Consider the following 24,985-nt stretch of genomic DNA (forward strand, 5'->3'; position numbering starts at 1 on the left):
ACTCGTTAGCTAAGTCAGGCTACCTTCCGGTAGCCTGATGTTATCAATAAAGAGCTTCTTCCTCTTCCACCACATCCTTCAGCAGCTCTAGGAAAAGCTTGTCCGCATCGGAGTGTTCTGCCGGATCTTCCGGTATATGGATGCTGGTAGTGTCAGAAATTTCGTTGGCGATGATAGCCAGCACCGCTTGCTCATTCTTTCCTTGTTCTGCGCCTTCCTTGAGGCGCGCTCGCGCCACGACCAGTGACTGCTCGAGAATCTTCGGGTCTTGCAGCAGCTTGCGGATGAAGCCTTTCAGCTCACTGATGATACGTGTCTTGTGCATTTCGCCGGATGCGTTGCTCATGGCGTGCTCCTTGTCTATTGGATGTCTGTCTTTGTTCGAGGGTGAATTCTGGTCTTGATGACGATGCCTGGAACGCCTTTGAGCGCTCTTGGGCAATGAGGGCCAGCCCAAGCCTGTCTCTGAAATTCATGAAACCATGCCTGCCTTTGCCTGCAGTGTAACCCACACGTCAGTGCTGGTGGATATGTGACATCACGCCGATCTCCAGCTTGCCAAACCACTCAAGACCCGCTGCGAGGCGTTCCATCTCGGCGATTGATGCGTTGCGTGAGTCGGCGTCGTGGTTACATTGCTGAGCCGTTTCCGAGGCGGCTTGCGTAGCACAACCTGGCAGCTCCAGCAGGATATCCACATGCGGGGCTGGCGAGTCGGTGTCAGCAGATGTGGTGGCATGATTGACGTAATGCAGTGTGAGGCCGCTGCGCGCCTGCCAGAGGGGTGACTGCTGCCAGTATTCATCGAGTGTGGCGATGATGTCACTACGCAGGGGTAGGGGCTGCTTCAGCGTGGGCTGCGCCAGGCTTGCCTGGCCGAGATGCGAGTCGTCTTCAGGGTCGATGTGATAGAGCACATCACTGAGCTGAGGGAATTCGGCTTTGAGGCGAGCCACTGCGTGGTGGCCGATGGCATGGCCTTCCGAGACGCTGATGCGTGGCGCGACCAGCAGGTGGACTTCCAGCACGATACGGCCGGCCAGCGTGCGGCTGCGCAGGTCATGGGCGCCACGCACCTCCGGCAGTGACAGCAAGCACTCACGCATGGCGTGTTGCTGTTCGCGTGGCAGGGCGGTGTCGATCAGTTCGCGTGAGGCCTCCCAGGCCAATGAGGCGCCGATCTTGCCCACCATGACCCCAACGACGACCGCCGCGATGCCATCCAGCCAGCTGGCCCCCAGCTGGGTACCGATCAGGCCTATCAGCACCGCTACGGTGGAGAGCGCATCACTGCGCGAGTGCCAGGCATTGGCCTCCAGCAGCTTGGATTTCTGCTTGCGCGCGACCTTCAGTGTGGCGCGAAAGATACCTTCCTTGCCGAGCAGAGAGATGATCGCGATGCCGATACCCAGCGCACCGGGTAGCGGAATGGTCAGTGAGCCGAACATCAGCTCCCAGCTGCGCAGGATACCTTCCCAGCCAATGGCGCCCGCCACGGCCAGCAGCAGACTGCCGAGTACGAGAGTGCCGAGCGTCTCTATGCGCTCATGCCCCCACGGATGTGAGCGATCCGGTGCCTGGCGGCCGTAGTGAGTCGCCACCAACACGAAGGCATCCGTCACGAGGTCTGACAGGGAGTGGATGCCATCGGCGATCAGCGCCTGCGAGCCGACCAGCTTGCCGATGACAAGCTTCGCGACACCCAGCACGCCATCCAGCGCCGCGCCGATCAAGGTGATGCGCTGTGCTTCACGCTTGGCGCTTGCCGTGCTGGCGGCATCTGCGGGCGACGATTGAGGCATGGGGAGGCTCGCTCAAAGGGAAGTCGGGGGCGTCATGAAGTCAGCGCCTACTTCTGCGCAGGCCGGGCAGGAGTCAGCGCACGCAGCTGTCTTCAGAGATCTCGCCGCTGGGGCGCAGGCGCCGCGCGAGGCTGTCAACGCCGATATTGAGTATGGCGGTGAGCACCAGCAAGGCAAATGCCTGATCAAACATCAGGTATTCGAAGCTCGAGTCGATATGGAAGCCCAGCGTCACCACCCCCAGCATGCCGAGAATGGCCGTCTCGCGAATGATGGTCTCTGCGCGGTAGAGCAGCAGCGCGAACATGCCGGGAGCGACACGCGGGTTGAGCTCATAGAGCCAGCATTCGAACTTGCCCTGCGGGCGACTGGGCGGCAGCTGAATCTGGTTGGCATGGCGAGCACACAGGAAGGCGATGATCGCGCCGTTGTGCAGCGCCAGCGCCAGCCAGGCGGGCAGCAGGGAAGGCCCCAGCAGCAACAGCAGGATAAAGGCCAGAATCAGCTCCGGCGTGGTGCGCAGGAAGATCAGCAGGCCGTTGGTCGAGTGCTGTGAGAGGCGGTTGCCCACATGGCGGCTGGCCAGCGGCCACAGCAGCATGGCGATCAGCAGACTACCGGCGGTGCCCAGCAGGCCGAGCAGCAAGGTATTGCCGATGGCGGGCAGCAGATCGGGCAGGTGGCTTGCCCACTGCAGCAGGTCTGTCGCGAGCTCGCCCGAGGTCAGTGACTCGAATGATGCATTGACCAGCGGCGCCGGCCAGATGTCATGACTGATGAAGCGCCACAGCAGGGTCGGGCTGACATCGGGCCATGGCCCCAGCCACCAGAGGCTGGCGATGGCCAGTACCGGCAATGCTCGACGGTGCCCCCACCATGGGAGCGTGGCGATCAGTAGATAGAAGATCCACAGCAGAGCGCCCGCCTCGGCGTAACGGCCCTCGCGAAAGGCGCTTTCCAGATAGAAGCCCAGCGTGGGCAAACCGACGAAACCGAGCAGGACACTGGCGCGCAGTCCGCATTCGAAGCGATAGCGGGTATAGCTGGCCATGCGCCGCCACGCCATCGGCAGCTCTGCATATACAAAGCGCATCGCGCGCGAGCTGGCACAGGGCAATGCCTTGAGTGGCGCCTGCGGCAGTTGTTCGAGAATCTCGGCATAGACCTTGGCGAAGGTCGCGGCATAGGGAATCGTGATCGCCGCCAGCGCCGTGGCGGCCGATAGCCCGAACACCTGCAGTAACAGCAGCGCCCAGAACAGCTCATGCACCGCACGCAGCCCGGCGCAGACACCCCGTAGCAGACGCGAGCGAGAATAGACCAATGCCAATGGCAGCCCGATCAGCGCACCCAGCAGGGTGCCCCACAGCGCAAAAGCGATGGTCAGGATCAGAGCGTGCAGCGGGGATTCCAGCGCGCCGGGAGCCGGCGACGCCAGACCCGCCAGCATGCGGCCTAGTTCCTGCCATGGGTCGCGCGAGGTAACGGAGAGATCGGCGAAGGGCACCAATACCAGCATGGCGATGACCAGACCACCACCGAGGCGCAACAGGCGCGCGCCATCACTGCGTGCCTGCCACCAGCGAGGCGGATGGCGCAGCTCTGCCGTCATGGTGGAGGGGTCAGCTGACATCGGATGACTCGCGGGTCGCCGCAGCGGGGTACAGGAAGTCCAGGTCGCCAGGCGTCAGTCCGTCGGTCGCGACATCCAGCAGCACGTGCCCCTGGCCGTCAGCCTGCTTGCCAAGCCCAATCACGCGCGTGAAGTGAGTAAGCGCCAACTCACGCTGATGAAGCGCCACCACACTGGTGACGTGACGGGCATGTATCAGCTGGATCAACTGACTGGCCTGATGCGGGTCCACGCTTGCGACGGGCTCGTCACCGAGGAACAGATCATGGCCCTGATAGAGCGCGCGTGCGATGGCGACACGCTGGCGCTGACCGCCGGAAAGCGCCTCGACGGAGCGCTCCATCAGGCCGGCGATACCCAGCGGTTCGCACAGCGTGGCGACCGCCTGCCAGTGAGCCGGTTTCGGGCGCAGCAGATTGAGCAGGTTGGTCAGCCGTGAGTGCTGGTCCAACCGGCCCATGAAGATGTTGTGGTAGACCGACAATTGCGGCACCAGTCCCTGGCGTTGAGGGCACCAGGCGGCCGCTACGTCGCGCTGTTGCAGCGCGGCGCGCAGGGCTTCCAGCAGCGTGGACTTGCCTGCGCCACTGGCACCGAGCAGGGCGATGCGCTCGCCCGGCAGGAGGCGAATATCCAGATCACGCAGGACCACCTCGGCGCCATGGCCGAGGTGGTCCTGCGAAAGGTGCAGCAGTGGAGAGGGTGTTTCCTGGGTCATGAGCTCAGCGCAGCAGACCGAGCTGTTCACCGACGGTCTTGATCGGCGCGTAGTCATCGTTGCTGGCCGGAATGAAGCCGGAGCGCGGGAAGCTCTCGAGCAGGTCCGGGTCCTTCATGTCCAGCAGGGCCGTGGTGACGTGGGCGGTGAAGTCCGCGCCGAAGTGGCTGTCGGCATCGCCACGAATGGTCCACTGATAATCCGGGTAGGCCGGCGTCTGCCACAGCACCTGCACCTTGCTCGGGTCGACCTTGCCGTCCTTGACGGCCGCTTCCCACACCGCGAAGTTCACCGCGCCCACGTCATAGGTGCCGGCCGCGACCAGTGCGATGGTGCGTGAGTGGTCGCCGGAGAAACCGACGCGGCTGAACAAGGCGTCCGGCGCCTGCTGGAACTGCTCGCGCAGATAGTATTCCGGCATCAGGCGGCCTGAAGTGGAGGTCTTGGCGCCGAAGGTGAAGGAGTGGCCTTCGAGGGAGTCGGGCAGGGCGTCCAGCGGCTCGGCGGCATCGCCGGCCAGCTTGAGGTCGCGACGCGCGATGAAGTAGCTGCGGAAGGCAGCGTCTTCCACGCCCTGGGCGATGGCGACGGAGCCCGGCACCATCTGACGCGCCTGAACACCAGTCAGGCCGCCGAACCAGGCCATCTGGATCTGATCATTGCGGAAGGCGCTGACGGCGGCGCTGTAGGATTTGACCGGTACATACTCGACATCGACGCCCAGCTTCTCTTCCAGATAGTCGGCGACCTTGTCGAAACGCTCGACCAGGCGTGACTCGTCTTCATCTGGAATTGCCGTGAACTTGAAGGTCTCGGCCTGAGCCAGACTCATGGTCACGGGAAGGGCGGAAATCAGGGTCAGAGCAGCAGTGGCCAGCCAGCGCATGGGAAGCATCCTCAGCATTCACGACATGAGACATCATGCGGCGAGCACCGCATGTCAGGGGGTATGGCGCGTATTGTTGTGTCTTGATCACGCGGGTGCAAGCCCCGCGCCATGCCTGAAGGATCGCTCAAGTGACGCTGAAGAGTCAGTAGCGCGTTGAATGGCTGCGCAGGAAGAGCTCATTTGCCGTGGCTGGGGCTGATGACTTGGTGACGAGTGCTCAAGACTCCGGTGGGAAACGGGTGTCCTTCAAGCTGTCCTTGATCTTCTTGAGATGCTGCTGGAAGTCTTCTCCGCGGCGCAGCGTCACGCCGGTGGCCAGCACGTCGATCAGGGCCAGGTGGATCATGCGTGAGGTCATCGGCATATAGATATCGGTGTCTTCCGGCGCCATGACTTCCAGCACTTCGGTGCACTCGCGCGCCAGCGGAGAGTCCGGTGCGGTGATGCCCAGTACCGCGGCGCCATTGCTGCGTGCGAGCTTGGCGATATCGACCAGCTCGCGGGTGCGCCCGGTGTAGGAGATGATCACGATCACGTCGCCGGTATGGCAGGCGGCGGCCACCATGCGCTGCATGAGCACATCTTCATAGGCCATGACCGGCAGGTTGAAGCGGAAGAACTTGTGCTGAGCATCCGCCGCGACCGGGCCTGAGGCGCCAAGGCCGAAGAAGCAGATCTGCTTGGCCTGGCTCAGGTAATCGACGGCGCGCTCGATGCGTCTGGGGTCCAGTGCGCGGCGGGCATCGTCGAGCGCGGCCACGGTGGCACCGAGAATCTTGTCGCCATAGGCGGCGGCATCATCGTTCTGATCGACACTGCGTGACACATAGGGCGTGCCACCGGCCAGGCTCTGGGCCAGCTTGATCTTGAAGTCGGGGAAGCCCTTGGCATCGAAGTTGCGACAGAAGCGGTTGACGGTCGGCTCACTGACCAGCGAGGCCTGAGCGAGCGCCGCGATGCTCATGCCGGTGGCCGCAGCCGGGTCCGCCAGAATGACGTCGGCGACCTTGCGCTCGGAGCGATTGAGCTCGTCGAGACGTTCACGGATGCGATTGATGAGGTCGTGTACTGCCATTCGCCTGTTACCCTGCCATTGTGTAGTGAAATAACTACGTAATCTGGGCATCCTAGCCTCACTCGTCTGGTAGGCCAAGCATCTCTTTGGGTCACTTGCTGATCCAGGGGCGCGAAGGACGAGGTGAAAGCGAAAGCGCCGCTGACTACCACTTTTAGGTAAGTTTACCTATTTGTGGGGCGAATTGTCTTGAGTGACAGCGGCGTTATCGCTACATTTGTTGTTAATATAACCAGCCATGTATCGCCAACGCCTTCCCGGTGCCGTGTGTCATTCGAGCCTCTCCTCGCCGCGCCAGCCTGCGCAGCCTTCCAGGAGGCGGGTTCGAAGTCGCCCACCTTGTCGGTCATTTCGGCATACAGGGCAGTTTCGACGGGAGAAATCGGCGGCATGAGTTCCGACATCATTCCGGGCGTGGATATTGCCCTGTTCGGCGCCTTGGGCGACCTCGCCAAGCGCAAGCTATATCCAGCCCTCTATCACCTCGACCGTGACGGTCTGCTCGAGAAGGCAACCCGCCTGATCGGTCTGGCGCGTCAGGATGTCAGCCTCGAATCCTTCAAGGACACCGTGCAGGCGGCGCTCAAGGAGCGCGTCAAGCCGGAACACCTCGAGAAGGAATGCATCGAGCGCTTCCTCTCTCGCATCAGCTACGCGGCGCTGGACTTCAGCACCGTGGAAGGCTATTCCGCGATCGCCGATTGGCGTGTGGATGCCAAGGGCAAGCCGTCGCCGCGCCCGCTGATGATCTATCTGTCCGTACCGTCGCGTATCTACGGCGACATCAGCAGCAATCTGCAGGCGGCTGGCTGCCTCGACGAGCACTCGCGTGTCGTGGTCGAGAAGCCGATCGGCTCTGATCTGGAGAGCTCGCGCGTCGTCAATGACGCGATCGGCGCCGTCTTCCACGAATCCCAGATCTATCGTATCGATCACTATCTGGGCAAGGAAACCGTCCAGAACCTGATCGCGCTGCGCTTCGCCAACCCGATGTTCGGCAACCAGTGGAATCAGAACCAGATTTCCCACGTCGAGATCACCGTGGCGGAGAAGGTCGGCATCGAAGGGCGCTGGGGCTACTTCGATCAGGCCGGTCAGCTGCGTGACATGGTGCAGAACCACCTGCTGCAGCTGCTGTGTCTGATCGCGATGGACCCGCCGTCCAACCTGGATGCGGACGCCATTCGTGACGAAAAGGTCAAGGTGCTCAAGGCGTTGCGCCCGATCACCGGCGAGCGTCTCAATACGGATCTGGTGCGTGGTCAGTACATCGCGGGCGCCGTCGACGGCCAGCACGTGCCGGGCTACCTCGAGGAAGAGGGTGCCAACACCGAATCCCAGACCGAGACCTTCGTGGCCTTCAAGACCGAAGTCTCCAACTGGCGCTGGGCCGGTGTGCCGTTCTACCTGCGGACCGGCAAGCGCATGCCGGAGAAGCTGTCACAGATCGTGATCCACTTCCGTCAGCAGCCGCACTACATCTTCGATCCGGACCAGCGCTCGCTGGCGGCCAACAAGCTGATCATTCGTCTTCAGCCGTCCGAGGGCATCTCCCTGCAGGTGCTGACCAAGGACTCCGGTCTCGACAAGGGCATGCGTCTGCGTCCGGGCCCGCTGGATCTCGACTTCAACAGCGCCTTCCCCAAGCGCCGTATTCCGGAAGCTTACGAACGTCTGCTGTTGGAGGTCATCAAGGGCCAGCAGTATCTGTTCGTGCGTCGCGACGAGATCGAACACGCCTGGCGCTGGGTCGATACCCTCATCGATGGCTGGGAATCCCGCGCCGCCACGCCGCGCCGTTATCCGGCCGGCTCCTGGGGGCCCGTCTCCTCGATCGCGATGATCACGCGCGACGGTCGCAGCTGGTATGAGGAGTATTGAGATGAGCGCCACCGTGACTGAGCAGGACCCGCGCGTACAGACCGCACACTCTCTCGCCGAGTATCTGGCCGCTACCTTGCGTGCTGATCTCGACGTTGATCCGTCAGCGCGTGCGCTGCTGGTGGTTTCCGGCGGCTCCACGCCCAAGCCGCTGTTTGCCGCGCTGCGCGACAAGCCGCTGGACTGGTCGCGGGTCGATATCACCCTCGCCGATGAGCGTTGGGTGAGCGAAAACGCCGATGACAGCAATGCACGCTTCGTGCGTGAGCACCTGCTGAGCGGTGCGGCCAGTGCCGCCACCTTCCATCCGCTGACCAACGCCGAGGCAGAGCCGGAGGACGGTTGCGAAGAAGTGAGTGCTCGCATCGCGGCGCTCCCCTGGCCGGCCTCCGCACTGATTCTCGGCATGGGCGGCGATGGCCATACGGCCTCGCTGTTCCCGGATGGTGACCGTCTGCAGGAAGCGCTGACTAGTGCGGATTGCTGTGTGCCGATGCGTGCACCCAGCGTGCCGCAGGCGCGTATCACGCTGTCTCTCGAGCGTCTGCGCCAGACGCGTCGTACCGTGCTTCATCTCACGGGGACCGACAAGCAGGCCGTGCTGTCGCGCGCGCTGAGCGATGTCGAGGCGGTCAGTGAACTGCCGATTCGTGCCTTCCTGTCCGCGCCGTTGGCGCTTTACTGGGCCCCCTGATCACATCGGCCGCGGCCAGCCACAAGGGAGGCTGGCCGCGGCACAAGGAGAACGCCATGAGCTTTGAAAAACAGCTTCCGTCGACTCGTACCACCGAGATCGACAGCATCTGCCAGAAAGCCTCCGTGCTGCCCGTGATCGCCGTCGAGCGCATCGAGGACGCCGTACCGCTGGGCAAGGCCCTTTACGAAGGTGGCCTGACCGTACTGGAAGTCACGCTGCGTACCGACTGCGCGCTGGAAGCCATCCGCCTGATGCGTGAAGCGTTGCCCAACGCCAGCATCGGTGCCGGCACCGTGCTGACGCCGGAACAGTATCGCCAGGTGGAAGAGCTGGGCGTCGACTTCATCGTCACGCCGGGCACCACCGAAGCGCTGTACCAGTACGGCGTGACCAGTAGCGTACCGATGCTGCCGGGTGTCGCGACCGTCTCGGAGCTGATGACGGGCTGGCAGTACGGTTACCGTCGCTTCAAGTTCTTCCCGGCGGAAGCCGCGGGCGGCGTCAATGCGATCAAGTCCTTCGGTGGCCCGATCAGTGAAGCTCGCTTCTGCCCGACTGGCGGCATTTCCCTGAGTAACGCCGCTGACTACCTCGCGCTCAAGAACGTGATGTGTGTCGGTGGTAGCTGGGTCGCGCCGCAGAAACTGATCGATGCGGGCGACTGGGATGGTATCCGCGAGCTGGCGCGTGAAGCCTCAGAGCGTTTCCACCGCTGAAGCCTGATATCTGGATGAGTGCTGGCCACTGATCCAGCGGTTGCCTGCCAACGTCCTGCACGCCGTCGTGCTTGAGGCTGACAGGTTGCCAGTACTGCTCTCTCTCGACAGCTTGGCTGTTGCTTGTGACCCGTCTCTCGCGAGGCGGGTCTTTTTTGTGCGCGTCATCTGGGGAGAGAGGCGAGGCTAACTTGTCTGGCTGGAGTCGCTGGGATGGTTGTGTTGCCGGTTTCAGCGCTGCGGCGTGCTCAGCTGACAGTAGAGGTCATCCAGCAAGGGCAGGGCCAGCCCATGTCGGGCGGCGGTGTTGCGCAATGGGCCAAGGATCGCCTCGACCTCGGTAGGGCGACCGGCGAGCACATCCTGCAGCATCGAGGCGCGATTGTTGGCGGTCGCACGGATGACCTGCTCGACCAGCGCCTGCCAGCCTTCCCTTGGGGCAGAGATGCCTTCGCTATCCAGTACCGTGCTGATCTCCTCGACCGCCTGGCGCACCATCGGGGCAAATGGCCGGTCGCGCAGCTGGCCATTGCGAATGCGATAGCGTGCCACCAGGGGATTGATCGCCGCATTGATCGCCAGCTTGTGCCACAGGCGAGTCTGGATGTCCGGTGTCTGCTCGCACGCAAACCCTGCAGCCTTGAGCCAGTCACATTGTACGAGAGCGGCCTGGTGGGTCTGGCTGTCGGGCTCGCCGTCACCGCCACTCTGCCATGCGCCCAGCCAGGTGTGGCCGCGCCCGGCGTGTTGCACACCAAGGTGCTGGAGGTCATCCGCTGTTGAACCAGCGTCAGGCGTCGTGTTTGCACCAGGCTCGGGGGGCAGCCAGGCGCCTTCGGTGGTGCTGGCGCATAGCAGGTTGGCGTGGCGTTCGGCCAGCCACGGCTGAGCGCTCAGGCCATTCTGCCAGCAGATCACGGGAGTCTCGGGCGTGATATGTGGTGCCAGTTGCTGCCAGACGGCGGGTACGCCGTGGGCCTTGGTCGTCAGCCAGATGGCAGAAGGCTTTCTGGATGACGAGCCTTGCAGTGTGGAAATTGTTGAATGATTTATCCTTGCGCTAACAATGAGCGATTCCGGCGTGGTCATGTTGAGCACGACCGCTTGCCCCGCCATTGCCTGACGCCCCAGCAGCAAGACACGTGGTAGCGCGGATACTCCCTGCTCACGCAGCTCTCGCTGGCGCGCTGCCATCAGCGAAGCCGCCAACAGGCGCCCGATGGCCCCCGGACCAATGATCCACAGCCAGTTATCTTTCGGATCAGTCATTGAATGCATATTTGTCATCTTGTCATGGGAGAGCATAGCAGTGCGTGAGCGCGGGAAAGGCCGGTTGTACTTCACCTGACCTGCTGTCAGCTGTCGGTCTTGCGCCGTGACGTAGCCGCTCGCTTGCGGGGACTCCTGGTGGAAGCACTTTTACGAGAAGCGCCGTCAGTAGTGCTGCCAGAAGCGGTCTTGCCAGAAGAGCTGCCAGACGCGCGCTTCTTGTAGGACGTGGCCTTGCGACGCGAGCCGCCCTTGCCGCCGCCCTTGCGCGGCGCGGGTGTCGCACCGCCGACGCTGGCCAATGCCGTGCTCAGACGGCTGGTGGAGCTATCGGCGAGCAGCGCACGCAGATCCACGATCAGCTCGCTCAAGAAGGGCGCCGCCGGGTCGCCTTGTTCGTGGATCATGCTCAGGCGTTGCTCCCACTGCGCGGTGCGCTCCGGGCGCGATACAGCGGGCGGCAGTGCATGAATCAGCGCGCGACCGATACGCGTGGAGCGCATCGCCTGGCCTTCGCGCACCAGATAGCCGCGATTGATCAGCGTCTCGAGCATGCCGGCGCGTGTCGCCTCGGTGCCCAGGCCATCCACATCGCGCAGCGTGCGCCTTACCGCTTCATCCTCGACGTAACGTGCGATGTTCATCATCGCCTGAATCAGGCTGGCGTCGTTGAAGGGTTCCGGCGGGCGGGTCTCTTTCTCCTCGATACCACAGTCGAGCACGCAGGCCGGTTCGCCTTCCGTCAGGGCGGGCAGTGGCGGTGGGGTCTTGTCATCGGCGGCTGCGTTCTTGTCAGAGGCCTTCTTGTCAGAGTCTTGCTTATCTGCTGTCTCCCCGGCCCCCGCAGCGCGTTGGAACAGCACCTTCCAACCCTCGTCGATGACGCTGCGGCCACTGGCGCGGAAGGGCTCCTTGGCGAAGCGCAGCTCGACCTTGACCTCGCGATAGCGATAGGCGGGATAGAACTGTGCCAGCACGTTGCGCGTGATCATGCGGTAGAGGTTGGCTTCATCGCGCGACAGGCGCGCATAGTCCGGCTCGCGCCCGGTCGGCGCCAAGGCGTGGTGCGCGCTGACCTTGCTGTCATTGAAGGCGCGCGAGCGCAGGCTGAAATCAGCGCCGCCACTGAAGCGTTCAAGCTCGCGGTCACCCGCGCAGGCGCTGATCATCAGATTGGCCATGCCGGCGTGATGTTCGCGCGGCAGGTAGCGACAGTCGGAGCGCGGATAGGTGATCAGCTGATGACGCTCGTAAAGCGCCTGACAGGTGTCGAGTACCTTCTGGGCGGGCAGGCGAAAACGGCGCGCGGCATCGACCTGCAGCGCCGAGAGCGAATAGGGCAGCGGCGCGGGCTGTGACTTGTCGCTGGCCTCGACACTTTCGACATGGCCATCGCCGAGGGTGGTCAAGGTCGCGAGATGTCGGGCGAGGCGCTCGGCGGGACGGCTAACCAGCAGGCGCCCCTTGTCATCCAGTGGCAGCGGGGTGCCCTTGTCCGCCAGGCGTTGCAGCCAGGGCGAGCTGGGCGCATGCCACCAGGCCTTGAAGCTGCCCGCCGCCACGCCAGCCTCTATCCACAGCGGGAAGAAGGCGCGAGGCTCGAAGGCCTCGATTTCCTCGTCACGGCGCACGACCAGCCCCAGCAGCGGCGTCTGCACACGCCCCACCGACAATACGCCGTCGTGGCCGGCCTGGCGCCCGGTCAATGTCCAGGCGCGGGTCAGATTCATGCCATACAGCCAGTCGGCGCGCTGGCGCGCCAGCGCGGCTTCATAGAGCGGCTGCCAGCGCTGATTGTCGTCCAGCTTGTTGAGGGCACGGCTGACGGCAGGGCGGTTCATGTCACTGATCAGCAGGCGTTTGACCGGCCCGCGCCAGCGCATGTGCTCCAACACTTCCTGCACCAACAACTGGCCTTCACGGTCGGGGTCGCCGGCATGCACGACCTCATCGGCCAGCTTGAGCTGCTCGCGGATGGTCTTGAGCTGACCGCGCGCCTGGCTGCGTGGCTTGAGCTTCCATTGCTCGGGAATGATCGGCAGGTGGTCCAGCGACCAGCGCTTGAAGCGCTCGTCGTAGTCATCCGGCGGGGCCTGCTCCAGCAGGTGGCCGATGCACCAGGTGACACGGGTGTCACCGGCATCGATATAGCCGTCGCGCTTGCTTGAGCGTCCGGGCAGCGCCTCGGCAATGGCGCGGGCGAGGCTGGGCTTTTCGGCGATGATCAGGCGCATCGGGCATCCTGCGGTCAAAGGCTGTCGATATGATGATCCATACAGTATGCCGTTGGCCCGAGGCGGGGATCAATCGTCGTCGAGCGCGCGACGCGCCTGGACGAGGGCACGGTACCAGTCGCGGTTGGCGGTCTGGATCAGCGGGGGGCGATTGGACAGATAGCTGACCGGGTGGTGGTCGGCGGGCTGATAGTTGCTGAGCATGTTGAGCGTCGCTTCACGGGCGCCGAAGGTATCGCGCAGGAACTCGATGGCCAGCGGCTCCAGCTCGACGCGGTAGTGGCGCACCAGCGCGATGGCCAGTGATTCGGCGGTGCGCGACAGGTCATCATCGATCTCGCGCACCATGGCGCTGCCCAGGGCCGCCTTGGCCGCCGCGGACTGATTGGGCTCCAGCTGGCCGAAATAGGCGGCATTGGAGCCATTGATGGCGCGCTGCACGGCCGGGCGTGACAGGTGTATGTGGGGCTCCAGCGCGAGGGCGATCTCGACCGCCATCGCCTTGGCCTTGTCGACACCGACGCGCAGCACCGTCTCGCGCGCCTGATAGGCAATCTCGCTGTCGACGCGCTTGATGCGGCTCTCGTTCAAGTGATCGGCCAGATGCTTGCACACCTCCGCCTTGGCTTCATCGTCCAGCGCGATGGTCTTTTCCTGGATGCGCAGACCGCGACGGCCCGGACCGACCCGCAGGCGGGTGGCGTCATCGGACATCTGCGAGGCGATGTTTTCCCAGCGCTTGGACATCTTGAGGAAGACGGCGTGGCTGCGCCCGACCTGCTCGTAGGCATTGGTCACCGTCTTGTAGAGGCGGATGGCGTTGGTGAGGATGTCGGCACGCGAGCGCAGCGCGGCGCGGTGTTCACGATCGCCCTCATTGACCGCGATCGCCAGGTGCGTCACCTGCTCGGCAAGGGCGTCCATCGCCTGGGTGGAGCGCTCCAGCAGTACCTCGGCGCGCAGGCCGGAGGCGGCATCCTCCACCAGGGTGCCGGACTGCTCGGCCAGATAGACCGTCAGCGCCTTGAGGCGAGACAGGCCGGTGGCCTGACGTATGCGATAGCGCGAGCGGGCATGCTCTAGGTTGTCCAGCGCGCGCGCCAGCTTCCAGCGGCCACGGTATTCGAAGGTCAGCAGCGGAATCTTGCGCCCGCTGATCAGCTCGAAGGCCAGAATCAGCATCTCCTCCACGTCCTGCAGGGTCATCAGCAGGTCGTTGTCCTGCTCGATGGCCGCCAGCACACGCTCGATGAAGTTCTCGTCACGCGGCACGCCGCTGTGCAGGTCGGGCGCGCGCCCTTCGAAGCGCTCACGCAGCAGGCCGATGGCCTCGGGGGCCAGCTCGGCCAGCTCATTGAACTGGGGCTCGAGCCATTCGCGGTTGAGGCTGTTCATGTCGCGGATACGCGCATGCAGGCCCACGCGACGGTAGACGTCGATCTGACTGATGATGCGCGCGGCATCACGGTCATCGAGCAGCTCCAGCGCTGCCAGCTCGACCCCCTCTGGCGCGAGATCCTGCTTGCGCAGCAGCATGGCCGCCGCTTCACGCCGGCGGGCATCGCCTTCCAGGCTCTCGACGATCAGGTTGCGCGTGGCGAGGATCAGCTCCGGCACGGTGTCGATGACGCGCTCGATCTTGGCTTCGGTGCGGTCATAGCGCCGTGAGCTGGTCAGGTTGTGGGCGATATTGGCCACGATGCCCGCGACACCGGTGATGACGGTGTAGGAGATGAAGAAGATGTAGTTCTCGAAGGTCGGTTCCTTGCCGTAACCGAGCAGATAGCCGCCCCAGGCGCCGATCAGCGTCACCGGGCCTGCGGTCCACAGGATCTGCATCAGGCTCACCGACCAGGGCACACGCTCCACGGCCTGGGTAATGCGGCGAATCTCGTCGCGGCCCTCACGCTCCAGACGCACCTGGGGCGCGTCATTGACAGTGTTGGCTCGGGGACGAAAGGGGCTCGGCAACAGCAAGGCAGGCTTCCTTGATTGAACGGGGTGGGGCTTCTGGCACGACTTGGGCTGCCGAGAGGTTCGTGAGCACGAGCCTCGAGCGCAGCGCGGGGCAAAGGGTGTCGTCAACAGTAGCATTGGGCAGCCTTTTGGCTCCAGTGAGCAAGGGCCGCAAGCGGGTCGAGCGTGGTAGAATTTCGCCCGCCACTGACTGGCCAGCGGGTCTCGCCAGGTCGTCAGGCTCACGCTAGGACATCAAAAAGCTCTGGAGGTTGTGTGGAACGAGACTTGGAAGCAGGAAAGGGTGCAGGTGACGGGGCTGAAGTCGTGCTGCTGGACGGCGGCATGGGCCAGGAACTGGTGCGTCGTAGCGGTCGTGAGCCGACGCCGCTGTGGTCGTCTCAGGTGATGCTGGATCAGCCTGAGCTGGTGCGTGACCTGCACCTCGATTTCATTCGTGCCGGCGCGCGCGTCATCACGCTCAATACCTACACGGCCACGCCGCAGCGTCTGGGCCTGGCGGGTGTCGGCGAGTCGATTGCGGCCATTCATGCCGCCGCTGGCAAGGCCGCGCGGGATGCCATCGCCCTGAGTGGCGAGGCGGATGTGCGCGTGGCGGGCTGCCTGCCGCCGCTGGTCGCCACCTATCGCCCCGATGTCGCGCCGAGTGCTGACGAATCCCTGGCCAGCTATCGCCGGCTGGTGGAATTGCAGGCACCGCTGGTCGATGTCCTGCTGTGTGAGGCGCTGTCTTCCTGCGTCGAGGCTCGCGCCGCTGCCACCGCCGCACTCGAGAGCGGCTTGCCGGTGTGGGTCTCGCTGACGGTGAAGGATGACCTGACCGCGACCCTGCGCAGCGGTGAGCCGCTGGCCGACGCGATCAGCATGCTGCAAGCGATGGGCGTGGACGCGATCCTGATCAATTGCAGCGCGCCGGAAGCCATTCAGGGTAGTCTGGAAAATCTGCTGGCTAGCCCGCTGCCGACCGGTGCCTATGCCAATGGCTTCACCTCCATCGCGGAGCTCAACCCCGGCGGCACCGTCAAGGACCTCAAGGCGCGCGAAGACCTGGGGCCGGAACAGTACGCGGCGCATGCGCTGGGGTGGGTCAATGCCGGCATTCGTATCGTCGGTGGTTGCTGCGAAGTGGGCCCGGCGCATATCGCCTGCCTGGCCGAACAGCTCAGGTCAGCAGGTTATCGCTGCGTCAGCCGCTTGAGTGAGTGAACGATGAGGGGCGAGGCTTCCTCGTGATAGACTTCGCCCCTTGATTCGCAGGTTCTGACGGGCATCGCGCCTGAGGAAACGCCGAGGCGACGACCGGGATGCGGTGCCTGCAGGGCTGTGAAACGCTTTTTTAGGGAGATGCCATGCTTGCCGAGTGGGTCGAACGGCTCTTGAGTTACGCCAGTGGGGCACTTGATGCCATCCGCGCCGATGAATCCTTTCCTGCCTTCATGCAGTGGGCGCATTCGGAGGGCGTGAACTACAGCGGTGGCGACGAAGCGCTGGCGGTAGCGCTGGCGCCGGTGCTGTGGAGCCAGACTCCGCTGGTGCGACTCGACTTCGCGCGCGAGTCGTTGGCACCGCCCGGACGCAACGAGCCTTGCTGGTGTGACTCGGGTCGCAAGTACAAGCAGTGCTGCGACAAGGTGCAGCTGCCGGCGATTCCGGATCACCTGATGTGGATGCTGTCGCTGCGCGAGTTCAAGGGGGAACAGCTCAAGGCGGCGCTGGCCTCTGGTCTCGCGCCGGCGCAGGCGCTGCTCGAAGCGGGGCTGATCAGCGCCGAGAGCGGCAATCGTGGTCGGGCTCAGCAGATCATGGAGGCGCTGTTCGATACCAGCGACTGGTCGCGTCTGCCCGAGCAGGCCGAGCCTGGCTTCGAGCTGCTGCTGGATCTCTATCAGGAGCGCGGCTTCACCCGCAAGAAGGCGCTGCTGCTCGATGAGGTGCTGGAGCGTGGCCCTGCCTTCCTGCGCGGCGTCGCCCTGGAGCATCAGTGTCTGCTGCATCTGGACAGCGATGATCTGGGCTCGGCGCGCGCCGCCTTCATTCGTGCCCAGCAGACGTTGCCCGATTCGCCGACGCTGGCATATATCGAAGCCATGCTGCTGCTGCACGAAGGTCAGCCGGAAGAGGCGCAGGATCGTGCGCGCTTCTGGTGGCGTCGCCTGTCCAAGCAGAAGGACATCGAGCCCGGTCAGCTGGAATTCCTGGCGGATCTGGCCGAAAACCCGCGTGCCACGCTCGCCGAGCAGATGGTCAATTCCGATGAGTCGCTGTCGGATTCACTGGCCGCCCTGCAGGCGCTGTTCGAGGTGATCGAGCATCCGCCGCGTCTGGCGCTGGAAACGCAGGACGATGGCAGTCTGCTGTTCCGTCAGAATGCGGAGCAGGCCGTGACACTCGGGCTCTGGGAGGCGGTCTTCCCGGCGCGCATCGAGGAAGAGGCGGCACTGGCGCTGGATATCGATCCCTGGGATGTCCAGGACCCCAATGAGTGGCTGCAGCAGCTGTGCGCCAGCCCCGAATGGCTTGACGTTCCGGCGGTGTGTCAGGGGCTGATCCTGGCACTGGCCAGTCGCTTCGGTAGCCTGCCGTGGATGTCGGATACCTTCTTCGTGCCGCTGGCACAGCGCTTCGATCGCTGGCTCGATCAGATCGAACAGGCCGGCGGCCTGTTGCGCTGGGAAGATGGCGACAACGCCCAGTTGCTGCGCTGTGGGCTGGGGCTGGTGATCGGCATGGAACGCGGTGAGCGCGAGCGTTCGCGCCAGCTGGCGGAGCGCCTGCTCAAGCTCGACGAGGAAGACAGCCTCGGCCTTCGTGAGCTGGTGCTGGATCAGCTACTGCGCGAAGGCCGCAACGACGAGGCCGTGACCCTCGCCGAGCATGATATCGAGCGGCGTGCCGTCGATGAGGAAATGCCGCTGTTGGGCATCCTGATGGGCCAGGTCCTGGCGCTCTATCGACTGGGTCGCGACAAGGACGCCGAGCAGGCACTCGAGATCGTGCGGGAAGCCAATTCGCATCTGATCAGCCTGCTGCTGGCGGAGCATCCGCGGCCGGTGAGTCTGGCGGTGGAAGCGCCGGAACCCGGCACGCGTGGTGAGGCCTGGCAGTACCGCACCCTGATGCGGGACCAGTGGAAGCGCAGCGAAGGCGCGCTTGCCTGGCTGGCCAAGCATCGCTGAGCCGGTGTCAAAGGCCGCTCATGCTGCCTGACGAGTGATCGCAAGCGCTCGTATGAGAGGCCCGTATGAAAAACCCCGCAGTGCCACGGCACTGCGGGGTTTTTTTGTGTCTTGCCTTGCATCGCGCGGCGAATTCAGGGGGAAGCGTGAACGGGTGCGATCACTGCTGCTTGCCTTGCTGACGCAGACGCCAGGCTTCTCGAAGCGCGCCGCGTAGCCCCGGCGTCTGGCCGACCTGGATGGCCTCCAGCGTTGCGGCGAAGGCATCCGGTGTGGCGCGCCAATCCGGGGGCTGGATGGCGCCTGCACTGCTGATGCCGACCCTGTCCAGTGGCGGTGGCGAGCGCTCGGGCAGAGCCCCGAAAAGCCGCATGCGGCTGTCCTGCACCTGGCGCAGGCGATGGCGAAGCTCCTTGTAACGCGAGCCGAAGGGGCGTGTGGCCAGGGTGATCAGGGCCGCCAGAATCCGCTCTTGCCATTCAGGGCGTGCCGGGTTGCGGTAGGCGACGCCGCGTTGCGAGGCGGCGCCTGCCTGGCGGCGGTCCTTGAGCCAGTGCGGGGCCGTCCTGTCGAGCGCCTCGCCTTCGAACAGGATGCCGGCGTTGACCTGTTGGCCACCGTGCACGCGGGTGAAGGGCAGGATGACGCAGTCCTCGAGCATGGCGCCTTCTTCCACGTAGCTGCCCTGTTCGAGGCAGCAGTGTCCCTTGAGCAGCACGCCGGGCTCCACATGGGTGGTGATGCCGGCGAAGCCGCCAGTGAGGCGCGATTCATCCAGGCGCGTCGCGCCGGCGGCGTAGTAGACGTGGTGCAGGTCCTGCTCGCCGGGCAATACTCCGCGTTCGCCATGCGGTGTCAGGCCTGAGTCATCGGCATCGAGTGCCTGCATCACCAAAGCGTGATAGTGCGACAGCGAGGCCAGCAGGGCCGGCCCAAGCCCGGGATTGTCGCGCAGCTCCGGCCAGTGCAGACGAGCGAGTGACGGGTCTGCCACGCTGGCCGGATGGCAGACCGGCGCGCCTGACGCCATGGCCCGCTCGCTGATCGCGAGGCTGTCATCCTTGAACCACTCCGGCATCAGCAGCACATCGGCGCGCAGCACCGGGGCGGGCAGGGCGGCCATGGCGCCGAGGCGCTTGATCTGCTCGCGCGGGTCTCGCTCGCCGGGCATCGGCAGAATGTCGAGATCGATGCCCCAGCGTGAGCCATCGGCGATACGCGCCCGGAACCACTCGGGGTCACGGGCGATGATCAGGCTGATATGCGTCACGCCTCGCCCGACCAGCAGGTCGAGGTTGCGCTCCAGCACGCTGCGTCCGGCAATCGGCAGCAACGCCGGTGAGTAACGGCGGTCAATCGGCGCGACTTCCTGGCCGAGGCGGTCCGCCAATAGGATCACATGCATTGCACACCTCCTTGGCATGAGTCGTGATATTGGCGCAGCGCAGCACGAATGAGAGAGGGAGTCTCGCGCATCAGTAGGCTCCCCGGCTGGTCAGAACGGCAGGAATCGTGCGCAACAGCAGCTTGATGTCTTCCTTGATGCCCTGACGATGCAGGTAGAAGAGATCCAGATGGATCTGTTGCTCGAAGGATAGGTCCGAGCGGCCCGACACCTGCCACAGCCCGGTCAGCCCCGGGGTGGCATCCAGACGCATGCGCGCGCGCGCCTCGTAGAGCGCCACCTCGCGGGCGAGGGCGGGGCGCGGCCCGACCAGCGCCATCTCGCCGCGCAGCACGTTCCACAGCTGCGGCAATTCATCGATGGACAGCTTGCGGATGATACTGCCCACGCGCGTGATCCGCGGGTCCTGCTTCATCTTGAACAGCACGCCACCCTCGCTCTCGTTGGCGGCCTGCAGTTCGCGCAGACGCTCTTCGGCGTCGATGTACATGGAGCGGAACTTCCAGAGCTTGAACGGCTTGCCGTGGCGCCCGATACGCTCCTGGCCGAACAGCACCGGGCCTGGCGATTCCAGGCGGATGGCCAGCACGGTGCCCAGCAGCAGCGGTGACAGCACCAGCAGCACGCCGCTGGCACCGACGATATCCATGGCGCGGCGCGCGCGCGGGGTCAGCCAGTTGCTCACTCGCCATCGAAAGTGGCGCCAGTTGGAGCGTGACTTCATCCACAGGCCGCGGCCGGGAATCGCCTCTTCCCCATACTTGCGCACGCTCATCAGAAAGCTCGGGTTGCCAAGCACGTAGCGCTTGAACATGCGGCGTGGCTCCATCAGCAGCCGCCAGGCCCATTCCATGCCCAGTCTGCGCACGACGCCCGGCGCACGCGGGATGCGCTGGGAATAGAAGTCGAACAGACCGCCGACGCCCATGACCACCGGCACCTCGAGTCGCTCACGGTAGGTCGAGATCCACTTCTCCTGGGCCGGCACGCCCATCGCCACCAGCAACAGGTCAGTGCCCTGATTGATCTGCGCCAGCACGTCGTCGATGATTTCCGGGCCGATGAAGCCGTGATGCACGCCACTGATCTCGAGCGTCGGCCATTGCTCGCGGAGCTTGGCGGCCATCCTGTCGGCCACGCCCGGCGCGGCGCCGAGCAGGAACAGGCGCTTGTTCTCCGCCACCAGCATGTCGCACAGGTGGGGCAGCAGATCGGTGCCATTGAGGTTGGCCTCAAGCTCCTGGCCGAGCATGCGGCAGGCCATCTTGACGCCACTGCCATCGGGCAGCAGCAGGTCGCTGTCATGCAGTACCTGCATGTAATAGCGATCGACCTGGGCCACGTTCAGGCAGTGTGCATTGATGAAATTGACGGTGCGCGGCTGCGGGTCGCTGATCCAGCTCTTGAGCAGGCTCAGGCAGGTGTCGAGACTGGTGTTGACGAAGGGCACCCCCAGCACCTTGACGTGAGGCAGCGTCTTGACGCGCTCAGTGGTGAAGAGGGCTTGATCCAATGGCTGGCTCATCATGGCGACTCCACTTCATGAGCGTCCTGCTGTTGATTCGGTCTGGCCGGCTGCGGGCGCGGCGCATTGTCGATCTTCTTCTTCTGCGCCTTGCCGATGACTCCCTGGGCGAGCCCTTCACAGCGCAGATAGAGACTCTTGGGCATCACGCGCAACATCAGGGCGGCCCCTGCCGTGGCAGCGGTGCGCCCGAATTCCGCCTTCCAGATGCCCGGCCATGCCTTGACGGCGCGGCGGCAATACGCCCAGGCAGCATCCCCGTCACGCAGGCGAATCGCCTGACGCGACAGGTAGCGCAGTTGGTAGGCCTGGGCGCGGGGATACCATTGTTCGATGAAGTCAGGCGCGTAGGCGCGCGTCAGCTCGACGATCGCAAGCCAGCTCTGGTACTGGCGCTCCAGTTGTGCCGAAAGCCCGCCTTCATTGAGCCGGTAGCGGGTCAGCGGCTCGGGAATGCCTTCCACCGTGGTGCCGGTCTTGAGGGCGATGCGGGTCCAGCACTCGATGTCTTCGCTCTGGCGCAGACTCTCATCGAAATAACAGGGCAGCACGCCGCCCCCCTTGACCTCACAGTCGAAGGCGATGGCCTCGAGAATCTCGCGGCGGATGACCGGCGCCGAGCCATTGCCCACCGGGTTGCGACAGAACAGCAGCCCCGGCGTGATGTCGGTCAGGCTCGGCATCTGGTAGTAGTCCAGCGGTTCGCCGTCGGCATCGATGAAGGCCGAGCGCGAGAAGGACAGGCCTACCTCGGGGCGTGCCTCGAGGTGCTCGCGGTGGCGCGCCAGCTTGGCGGGCTCCCAGATGTCATCGGAGTCCAGAAAGGCCAGATAGCGGCCCTGAGCGGCACGCACGCCCGTGTTGCGGGCCCCGGCCAGGCCGCGATTGACCGGATGCGTGATCAGCGTGAGACGCGGGTCGTCGTAGGCCTCGCAGATCTCCCGGCTGCCATCGGGGGAGCAGTCATCGATGATGAGCAGTTCGAAGTCGCCATCCTCCTGCGCCAGCACGCTGTCGATGGCGGCCGCGACGAAACGTTCGACGTTGTAGATCGGCATGATGACCGAAAAGGTCGGGGTCATGGTCTGGCCTCCTGGACGTCCCTGTCTGGGGAAAGCGATGCGGTGGATGCTGCGTGAGGTGCGTCTGGTGTGTCTGGTGGCTGGGTCGATGTATGTGTCATCAAGCCGTCCTGAGCGAGGATCAGCCGGCGTGTCCACAGGTAGCCGGGCAGGGCGGCCAGGCTGATGCCGACCAGAATGCCGGCCGCGACGCCGTTGATGCCGAAGGGCACGCCGGCGAACATGCCGGCGCCGAGCATCAGCGTCATGAAGATCTGCAGCTTGAGGTCTGCCCCGGGCATGCCCTGGGCGCGCAGCAACTGGCCGCAACTGTCGAGCAGGATGCGCGGCAGGGCGGAGAGGCAGATCAGGATCAGGATCGGCAGGGCGCCACGCTCGACCCAGGCCTCCCCGAACAGGATCGGCACATACCAGGGCGCCAGCAGGCTCTGGGCGATGATGGCGGGCACGGCGACCAGCGCGAACAGACGCATGCCGTGGTGCATGCGTGCCAGTCGTTCGCGAGACGTCATGTCGCCGCACAGCTGGGGGAAGATGGCGGTGGAGTAGGCGCGCAAGAGGCCAAGGCTGATGCCGAGCCCGGCATTGAAGGCAAAGAAGTAGACGCCGAGCACGTCCATGGCGAACAGGGCGCCGACCAGCAGGTAATCCATCTGCTGACGCAGCACCGAGACCACCTCGACGCCCATCATCGGGCGCGCGAAGCTCATCAGTGGCCGCGACCACAGCGTGGAGGGGCGCTCATCGATGCGCCATGACTCGCACCAGCGGTAGGTCAGGGTCCAGATGGGCGTCACGATCAGCTTGGGCAGGATCAAGGCCCAGAACCCGGCACCCATGGCGGCCAGCAGCATCACGCCGACGGCCTCGCCGATGCTCTGGCCCATCTCGATGCGCGCCGTGATGTGCAGGCGGTTGCTGCGCAGAATTCGCGCCGCGTTGATGGCGGCGGGGGGCAGCATCGGGAAGATCAGCGCCAGCGCCATCAGCGGCAGGGTCAGATCGGGAGCGTCATAGAGGTAGGCCAGCAGCGGGGCCAGTGCCATCTGCAGCACCATCAGGCCAAGACACACCACCCAATTGAACCAGTAGGCATCGCGGCACAGGCGTTCATATCCCTCGCGGCCGGCCTGCACCAGGGCGGGTACCACGGCGGCATTGGAGATGGCGTGCATGATCTCGTGCGCGGTGAGCACGATGGCGGCGATACCGAAGGACTCCGGCGCGATCATGCGCGCCGCCACCAGGGTCGCGCCCAGACGAGCGATGCGGTGCACCCCTTGCGACATGCCCATCCAGGCCAGATTGCGGATCAGACGGCCATTGCCACCGTCTCCGCCACCTGTCAGACGTGTCTTGAGTCGCGTGATCACACCCATCGCCTGGCTCCCTGGCTTGTCGTGCCTTTCCAGGCATCTGGTCTTGTCAGTCATGCTTTTGAACGGCTGGTGTAGCCACTCTAGCGCAATGTACTGATGAATTGGCGTGATCTGGCGCAGCCTTGTTCCACTATCCCGTGAACGGGCTAGGTTGCCGTGTCGCTGTTGCCGGCATCGGCGGAGGCGGGTGCTGCCCTTGAAAGCGGCTTCTCCACATCCACCGGCCCCATGTTGTGGATATGCCCTTCGCTGGCGGGCAGGCCCGCCAGCTGGTGCGCCTTGCCGATCAGGATCAGGCCCGGCCAGATCAGGTAGGCCAGAATCTCCAGGTTCTCGCCGAAGGAGTAGACGAACAGCAGGCCGACCATGATCAAGCCCAGCTGCACGACAGGGCGGCCGACCACGAAGCACAGCAGATGCAGCAGGCTGACCAGCATCGGCACCAACAGCGCGAACAGGCCGAAGATGCCCTTGACGAACAGCAGTCCATACCAGCTGTGGTGCGAGCCGATCGGCATGTACTCCACCAGGTGCGGGCCGCGTTCGACGATGCCGTGGCCGAACCACGGCGCCTCGTTGCGCCAGCGATCCACCGCGATGCGCCCCAGCGCGGCCCGCACGCGGGTCGAGTCCGCCCGCGAGCCCTTGAAGGCGGCGATGAAGTTGTCGATGGCCTCCAGGATCGGCGCGCCGAGAAAGCCACCGATCAGGCTGACGCCGGAAAAGCTGAACCACAGCCATGGCTTGTGCAGACGCTTGAGCAGGAACATCCCGGCGCTGATCAACACCAGCGACACCAGCGCCATGCGCGAGCCGGACATCAGGATCATCAACACGCTGCCGCCGATGCCGATCGCCTTCCACAAGGGGTGTTTCTCGAGCAGGGCGCAGGCGAAATAGATGCTGGCGACGAAGCCCACCGCCGGTGCCCAAGGCGTGAACAGGCGCCAGCGCGGCATGCCGCTGCCGGGGTCGATCTCATAGAGCGAGACGGCGAAGAATTCCGGCCCCGGCCCACCGATGGCCTGCAGTGGCGAGACGAAGGGCACCTGGGGCAGCCCCGCCAGCCAGGCGCCGACGAATACCGGCAGCAACAGCATGGTGTGCAGGCAGACATGCATGGCCGCGCGGATGATCACCGCCGGGCGGATCGCCAGACAGCCGATGATCGGGAAGACCGCCAGCAGCGCCCAGCCCTTGGCCCAGCCGATGGAGGACTTGATCAGCTTGCCGGTGCCGAGGTTCTCGATCAGGTGGCCGGCCAGCAGCGAGAACTCCATCACGATCATGCCGATGATCCACACCCACAGTGGCCAGGGCAGGCGCGGAAAACGCTGGCGGCCCTTGAGGTGCAGCCAGGCGGCACGCATCACCAGTGACCATGCCAGCACCGGTGCCAGCACGTAGAGGCCGCCGACCAGATAGAACAGATAGGTCGCGGTGATCGAGAACCAGATGATGCGTTCTTCCGGGGTCTCGGGGCGGACATCCGCCTCTGGCCCCGCCTTCAGGGAAAACATCGGCGGC

Annotated in this window: 19 protein-coding genes; 5 read left to right on the forward strand and 14 right to left on the reverse strand. The window is 64.6% G+C overall.

The features are described from left to right. Window positions 1-43 precede the first annotated feature (43 nt). The 6 genes from QD280_RS09500 to QD280_RS09525 all read right to left on the reverse strand — a co-directional run bounded on the left by QD280_RS09500 (window position 44) and on the right by QD280_RS09525 (window position 6,117). Window positions 44-346, reverse strand: a complete 303-nt coding sequence (locus QD280_RS09500; RefSeq protein WP_043332474.1) for a hypothetical protein — start codon at window positions 344-346, stop codon at window positions 44-46. 169 nt (window positions 347-515) lie between these two features. Beyond that, complete coding sequence (locus QD280_RS09505) at window positions 516-1,802, reverse strand: cation diffusion facilitator family transporter (protein ID WP_279839053.1); 1,287 nt, start codon at window positions 1,800-1,802, stop codon at window positions 516-518. Window positions 1,803-1,875: 73 nt separating this feature from the next. Next, on the reverse strand, window positions 1,876-3,435 hold the full coding sequence (locus QD280_RS09510) for an ABC transporter permease (protein WP_279839055.1): 1,560 nt from the start codon (window positions 3,433-3,435) through the stop codon (window positions 1,876-1,878). After that, the gene (locus QD280_RS09515) at window positions 3,425-4,153 is read right to left on the reverse strand and encodes an ATP-binding cassette domain-containing protein (RefSeq protein WP_279839056.1); all 729 of its coding nucleotides are present in this window, start codon (window positions 4,151-4,153) and stop codon (window positions 3,425-3,427) included. Before QD280_RS09515 ends, QD280_RS09510 begins: the two co-directional genes overlap by 11 nt. Before the next feature lie 4 nt (window positions 4,154-4,157). After that, on the reverse strand, window positions 4,158-5,039 hold the full coding sequence (locus QD280_RS09520; protein WP_279839057.1) for a putative selenate ABC transporter substrate-binding protein: 882 nt from the start codon (window positions 5,037-5,039) through the stop codon (window positions 4,158-4,160). Between the two features lie 220 nt (window positions 5,040-5,259). Next, window positions 5,260-6,117 carry a MurR/RpiR family transcriptional regulator gene (locus tag QD280_RS09525; protein WP_043332471.1) on the reverse strand — a complete coding sequence of 286 codons (858 nt, stop codon included), beginning with the start codon at window positions 6,115-6,117 and terminating at the stop codon, window positions 5,260-5,262. 390 nt (window positions 6,118-6,507) lie between these two features. On the opposite strand from QD280_RS09525, the gene zwf reads away from it, so the two are divergent. The 3 genes from zwf to QD280_RS09540 are packed head-to-tail and all read left to right on the forward strand — an operon-like array spanning window position 6,508 to window position 9,411. Continuing rightward, window positions 6,508-7,998 (forward strand): glucose-6-phosphate dehydrogenase, encoded by a 1,491-nt coding sequence (zwf, locus tag QD280_RS09530; RefSeq protein ID WP_043332469.1) that lies wholly within the window; start codon window positions 6,508-6,510, stop codon window positions 7,996-7,998. 1 nt (window position 7,999) lies between these two features. Next, the gene (gene pgl, locus QD280_RS09535; protein WP_279839058.1) at window positions 8,000-8,692 is read left to right on the forward strand and encodes a 6-phosphogluconolactonase; all 693 of its coding nucleotides are present in this window, start codon (window positions 8,000-8,002) and stop codon (window positions 8,690-8,692) included. A 56-nt stretch (window positions 8,693-8,748) separates the two neighbouring features. Then, the gene (locus QD280_RS09540; protein ID WP_043332465.1) at window positions 8,749-9,411 is read left to right on the forward strand and encodes a bifunctional 4-hydroxy-2-oxoglutarate aldolase/2-dehydro-3-deoxy-phosphogluconate aldolase; all 663 of its coding nucleotides are present in this window, start codon (window positions 8,749-8,751) and stop codon (window positions 9,409-9,411) included. Window positions 9,412-9,642: 231 nt separating this feature from the next. On the opposite strand, the gene QD280_RS09545 is transcribed toward QD280_RS09540, so the two are convergent. From QD280_RS09545 to QD280_RS09555, 3 genes are all read right to left on the reverse strand, one after another. Further along, a complete protein-coding gene (locus QD280_RS09545) occupies window positions 9,643-10,689 on the reverse strand; it encodes a 2-dehydropantoate 2-reductase (RefSeq protein WP_279839059.1) in 1,047 nt (348 codons plus the stop codon). 77 nt (window positions 10,690-10,766) lie between these two features. After that, the gene (locus tag QD280_RS09550) at window positions 10,767-12,914 is read right to left on the reverse strand and encodes a DNA topoisomerase III (RefSeq protein WP_279839060.1); all 2,148 of its coding nucleotides are present in this window, start codon (window positions 12,912-12,914) and stop codon (window positions 10,767-10,769) included. 69 nt (window positions 12,915-12,983) lie between these two features. Next, window positions 12,984-14,891 (reverse strand): hypothetical protein, encoded by a 1,908-nt coding sequence (locus QD280_RS09555; RefSeq protein ID WP_279839062.1) that lies wholly within the window; start codon window positions 14,889-14,891, stop codon window positions 12,984-12,986. A 267-nt stretch (window positions 14,892-15,158) separates the two neighbouring features. Here QD280_RS09555 and QD280_RS09560 point away from each other — a divergent pair, with 267 nt between their 5' ends. Beyond that, on the forward strand, window positions 15,159-16,097 hold the full coding sequence (locus QD280_RS09560) for a homocysteine S-methyltransferase family protein (RefSeq protein ID WP_279831637.1): 939 nt from the start codon (window positions 15,159-15,161) through the stop codon (window positions 16,095-16,097). A 143-nt stretch (window positions 16,098-16,240) separates the two neighbouring features. Continuing rightward, window positions 16,241-18,067 carry an SEC-C domain-containing protein gene (locus QD280_RS09565; protein WP_054555069.1) on the forward strand — a complete coding sequence of 609 codons (1,827 nt, stop codon included), beginning with the start codon at window positions 16,241-16,243 and terminating at the stop codon, window positions 18,065-18,067. Between the two features lie 160 nt (window positions 18,068-18,227). Here the strand turns inward: QD280_RS09565 and QD280_RS09570 are convergent, their stop codons facing one another. From QD280_RS09570 to QD280_RS09590, 5 genes are all read right to left on the reverse strand, one after another. After that, entirely contained in the window at window positions 18,228-19,472 is a 1,245-nt protein-coding gene (locus tag QD280_RS09570) for a hypothetical protein (RefSeq protein ID WP_279839064.1), read from the reverse strand. Window positions 19,473-19,542: 70 nt separating this feature from the next. Next, window positions 19,543-20,997, reverse strand: coding sequence for a WecB/TagA/CpsF family glycosyltransferase (locus QD280_RS09575; protein ID WP_279839065.1), 1,455 nt, complete (start codon window positions 20,995-20,997; stop codon window positions 19,543-19,545). Next, the gene (locus QD280_RS09580) at window positions 20,997-22,079 is read right to left on the reverse strand and encodes a glycosyltransferase family 2 protein (RefSeq protein ID WP_279839067.1); all 1,083 of its coding nucleotides are present in this window, start codon (window positions 22,077-22,079) and stop codon (window positions 20,997-20,999) included. Before QD280_RS09580 ends, QD280_RS09575 begins: the two co-directional genes overlap by 1 nt. Next, the gene (locus QD280_RS09585; RefSeq protein WP_279839069.1) at window positions 22,076-23,458 is read right to left on the reverse strand and encodes an oligosaccharide flippase family protein; all 1,383 of its coding nucleotides are present in this window, start codon (window positions 23,456-23,458) and stop codon (window positions 22,076-22,078) included. The genes QD280_RS09580 and QD280_RS09585 overlap by 4 nt, the downstream gene beginning before the upstream one ends. A gap of 146 nt (window positions 23,459-23,604) precedes the next feature. Then, window positions 23,605-24,978: an O-antigen ligase domain-containing protein gene (locus QD280_RS09590; RefSeq protein WP_279839071.1), complete on the reverse strand. Its 1,374-nt coding sequence runs from the start codon at window positions 24,976-24,978 to the stop codon at window positions 23,605-23,607. Window positions 24,979-24,985 lie beyond the last annotated feature (7 nt).

Source organism: Cobetia sp. 1AS1 (assembly GCF_029846435.1).
GTDB classification, from domain to species: domain Bacteria; phylum Pseudomonadota; class Gammaproteobacteria; order Pseudomonadales; family Halomonadaceae; genus Cobetia; species Cobetia amphilecti.